General features: G+C 67.5%; 4 protein-coding genes. 2 read left to right on the top strand and 2 right to left on the bottom strand.

The window, feature by feature from the left end:
• The first annotated feature begins 206 nt into the window (after positions 1-206).
• Together ABDW21_RS14760 and ABDW21_RS14755 are read left to right on the top strand one after the other, a co-directional pair.
• Positions 207-719, top strand: a complete 513-nt coding sequence (locus ABDW21_RS14760; RefSeq protein ID WP_343602644.1) for a MaoC family dehydratase N-terminal domain-containing protein — start codon at positions 207-209, stop codon at positions 717-719.
• A 35-nt stretch (positions 720-754) separates the two neighbouring features.
• Positions 755-1,624 (top strand): cyclopropane mycolic acid synthase family methyltransferase, encoded by an 870-nt coding sequence (locus tag ABDW21_RS14755; protein ID WP_343710635.1) that lies wholly within the window; start codon positions 755-757, stop codon positions 1,622-1,624.
• 16 nt (positions 1,625-1,640) lie between these two features.
• Here the strand turns inward: ABDW21_RS14755 and ABDW21_RS14750 are convergent, their stop codons facing one another.
• Together ABDW21_RS14750 and ABDW21_RS14745 are read right to left on the bottom strand one after the other, a co-directional pair.
• Positions 1,641-2,708, bottom strand: a complete 1,068-nt coding sequence (locus tag ABDW21_RS14750; protein WP_343602647.1) for a lysophospholipid acyltransferase family protein — start codon at positions 2,706-2,708, stop codon at positions 1,641-1,643.
• Positions 2,709-2,713: 5 nt separating this feature from the next.
• Positions 2,714-3,856 (bottom strand): SDR family oxidoreductase, encoded by a 1,143-nt coding sequence (locus ABDW21_RS14745; protein WP_343710634.1) that lies wholly within the window; start codon positions 3,854-3,856, stop codon positions 2,714-2,716.
• Positions 3,857-3,929: the final 73 nt, after the last annotated feature.

Here is a 3,929-nt window from a genome sequence, read left to right as displayed (position 1 = left end):
CCGTGTCGCGTCGCCACGAGCGCGAGTAACGCGCGAGAGGCGCACCGACCGCGACAACCCCGTGTCGCGTCGCCACGAGCGCGAGTAACGCGCGAGAGGCGCACCGACCGCGACAACCCCGTGTCGCGTCGCCACGAGCGCGAGTAACGCGCGAGAGGCGCTGATAAGCTGCGCCGCTGAGCCCGCATACGAGTGGAGGGCAGCCCATGCCGGTACCCGAAGGCACCGCAGAACTCATCGGCACGCACTACCGGTCCCCGGACTACTTCGAGGTCGGGCGTGAAAAGGTCCGTGAGTTCGCGCGCAGTGTCACCGACGACCATCCCACGCACTACAGCGAGGCCGACGCCGCCGCAGCCGGCTATCCGGGGCTAACCGCGTCGCTGACGTTCCTGGCGGTCGCCGGGCGGCGCGTCCAACTGGACGTCTTCACCAGGTTCGCCATCCCGATCAACCTGGCCCGGGTCTTGCACCGCGACCAGAAGTTCTGCTATCACCGCCCGATCGTGGCCGGTGACCGGTTGTACTTCGACACCTATCTGGACTCGGTCATCGAGTCGCACGGCACGGTGATCGCCGAGATCCGCAGCGAGGTCACCGATGCCGACGGCAAGCCGGTGATCACCAGCATCGTCACTATGCTCGGTGAGTCGTCTCACCCGGACGCGGACGCCAGCGCGACGATCGCAGCGATTGCGTCGATTCGGGGCAGCGCCTAGTGTCGGGCGCGACCAGGAAGGGAGCTTCAGGGCCAGTGGGCAGCGACCTCACGCCGCACTTCGACGACGTCCAGTCGCACTACGACCTGTCCGACGACTTCTTCAGGCTTTTCCTCGACCCCACCCAGACCTACAGCTGCGCCTACTTCGAGCGCGACGACATGACGCTCGAAGAGGCCCAGCTGGCCAAGATCGACCTGTCGCTGGGCAAGCTGGGCCTGCAGCCCGGCATGACGCTGCTCGACGTCGGCTGCGGCTGGGGCGCCACCATGCGCCGCGCGATCGAGCGTTACGACGTCAACGCGATCGGCCTGACCCTCAGTAAAAACCAGGCCGTCCACGTGCAGAAGTCCTTCGCCGGGATGGACAGCCCGCGGTCCATGCAGGTGCGGCTGCAGGGCTGGGAGCAGTTCGACGAGCCGGTGGACCGGATCGTGTCGATCGGCGCGTTCGAGCACTTCGGCCGGGACCGCTACGACGAATTCTTCGCCATGGCCTACCGGGTGCTGCCGCCCGGCGGAGTGATGTTGCTGCACACCATCGTCAAGCCCAGCGACGAGGAGTTCGCCGCGCGCGGGCTTCCGATCACCATGCGCCACCTGCGGTTCTTCAAGTTCATCATGGACGAGATCTTCCCCGGCGGGGATCTGCCCCAGCCGGTGGTGGTGGAGCGGCATGCCGCCGGCGCAGGCTTCGCGCTCACCCGCACGCAATCGCTGCGGTTGCACTATGCGCGCACCCTGGACACCTGGGCGGCGAACCTGCAGGACCGCAAAGACGAGGCCGTCACGATCCAGTCCGACGAGGTATACCAGCGATACATGAAGTATCTGACCGGCTGCGCCGAGCTGTTCCGCGACGGCTACACCGACGTCTGCCAGTTCACCTTGGCCAAGCCGGCCTGACCGACGGCCCGGCCAGTCAGCCGAGGAAGATGTTGCGGCGCCCGGCCAGCAGCCGGTACAGCGTCTGCTGGATTGTCTCGCGCACCTGGTCGGTCAGCTCGAAGGTGACCATCGGGTCGTCGGCGTCGGCGACGTCGTAGCCGGCCGTGGGGATCGGCTCACCGAAAGCGATGTGCCACTTCGACGGCAGCGGCACCAGTCCGACCGGACCGGCCAGCGGGAACAGCGGGGTGATTGGGAAGTACGGCATGCCCAACAACCGCGCCACCAACGTGACGTCGGCGAGCATCGGGTAGATCTCCTCCGAACCCACGATCGAGCACGGCACGATCGGTGCCTTCGTGCGCAGCGCCGCCGACACGAAACCGCCGCGGCCGAACCGCTGCAACTTGTAGCGGTCCTTGAACCGCTTGCCCAGGCCCTTGTATCCCTCGGGGAACACCGCGGTGAGCTCCCCGCCGGCCAGCAGCCGGTGCGCATCGGCGGTGCACGCCATGGTGTGACCGGCCTTGCGCGCGGTCTCGGCGATCACCGGAAGGTCGAACACCATGTCGGCGGCCAGCAACCGCAAATCGCGGTGCGCCGGATGCTCGTCGTGCACCGCCACCGACGTCATCAGCCCGTCGAAGGGCAGCACGCCCGCGTGGTTGGCCACCACCAGTGCCGCACCGGTGTCAGGCAGGTGCTCGATGCCGCTGACCTCGACCCGGAACCAGGACCGGAAGAAGAACCTCAGCAAAGGCCGCACGATCGCGTCGTTGAAGTGCGGATCGAAACCGTACTCGTCCACGCGATAGTCGCCGGTCAGCCGGTGGCGGAGGAAATCGGCGACGGCGGCCACGCGCCGAGCGAGGTCGTTGACGGGTGCATCGGGTTGCGCGCCGACGTCGGCTACGCTCCGATGCCGGTCGATGTCGCGGACGACGGCGGCGAGCTGCTCGGCCGACGCGCGAAGACCGGGTCCGGTGCGCACCGAGGAGGGCTGACGGGGAGCCTGCGAACGCCGGCCGGCTCGCCGCCGCGCAGCCGTGTGGCCCGAATTCGCATGCAGCGGAATGACTTTCGCTCTGTTCTCGCGCGTCAAGAGAGTCACCTGCCCCCACCAAATGGTATTGGTTTCCAGCCGCCTACACGATGCGCCGCCGCCACGGCCCGGCCTTCCAAGGAGAGTACCAACTCCGGTCGGATAATGGGAGACAGATTTCGGCCGCGCAGATAATCGTCAAATGCCTGCTCCGTTGTCCACTTCGTGTGGTAGGCGAGCTCGTTGCGCATCCGGGTGGTGTCCATCACCCGGCCGTAGCTCAGATACTCGAGTTGCTCACGGTTGATCTCGCTGTAGCGATTAGCCTTGCGCAGCGAATCCAGCGTCCACACAGCAAACCCCGGGATCGGCAGCGGAATCCGGCCCGCCCGCCGGATCGCCTGCGAGAGCATGATGATGCCGCTGGCGCCCACGTTGAAGGTGCCGGCCTTGCCGACCATGGCGGCGTGCCCCAACGCGCCCAGCGCATCCTGCTCGTGCAGCAGCTGGAGGCGGGCGTCGCGGCCGACTACGCTCGGCACCAGCGGCCCCGCCAGGTAGCGCGACAGCGTGGTGTCCATCGCCGGGCCGATCATGTTCGCCAGCCGCAGTATGGTGACCGCGATGTCGGGGCGGCGCCGGCCCAGCCCGCGCGCGTAGCCCTCGATGTCCAGGCTGTCTTTGGGAAAACCTCCCCGCAGGGGACGACGACTGCTGCTGTCCTCGGTGAACATCACCGGATCGCGGGCACTGGAGCCGTAGACCTCTGACGTCGACTTGAGCACCACGCGGCGCACCGAGGGTGCCTTCTGGCAGGCCGCGAACAGCTGCATCGCCCCCATGACATTGATCTCCTTCAACGCCGCTCCACCCCCGGGCCGCGGCGCGTACGAGGCGGCTGCCGCATGCACCACGGTGTCGACGTCGCTGTTGCGGATCACCTTGGCGATGAAGGGGTTGCGGATGTCGGCGCGCACGAACTCGGCGCGGCCCATCCGGCGCAGCATGTCCCGGCTAGGTGCGATCGCGTCCACGGCGATGACCCGGTCGACAGACGGCTCCTGCGCCAGCCGGGCCGTCAGATAACCGCCCAAAAACCGGCACGCGCCGGTGACCAGCACGACTTTGGGATGCTGTGCAGCTTCGCCGCGAGTGGCACCCTTTTCTCCGCTTGTTTCTCTGCTCGACTGACCGTCCGACGAATCCACGCCGACAGCCTAGTGGGCGGCGGCGGCGCGCGGTCATCAGCGAGTGGCGGCCGGCGCGACTACTTTCCGAGTT

The organism is Mycobacterium sp. (genome assembly GCF_039583805.1).
GTDB lineage: Bacteria > Actinomycetota > Actinomycetes > Mycobacteriales > Mycobacteriaceae > Mycobacterium.
This window is presented reverse-complemented; position numbering and strand designations above follow the sequence as displayed.

Bases quoted from the DNA above. Each gene is read 5' to 3' on its own strand.
- ABDW21_RS14760 (WP_343602644.1), top strand. From the start codon at position 207: ATGCCGGTACCCGAAGGCACCGCAGAACTCATCGGCACGCACTACCGG.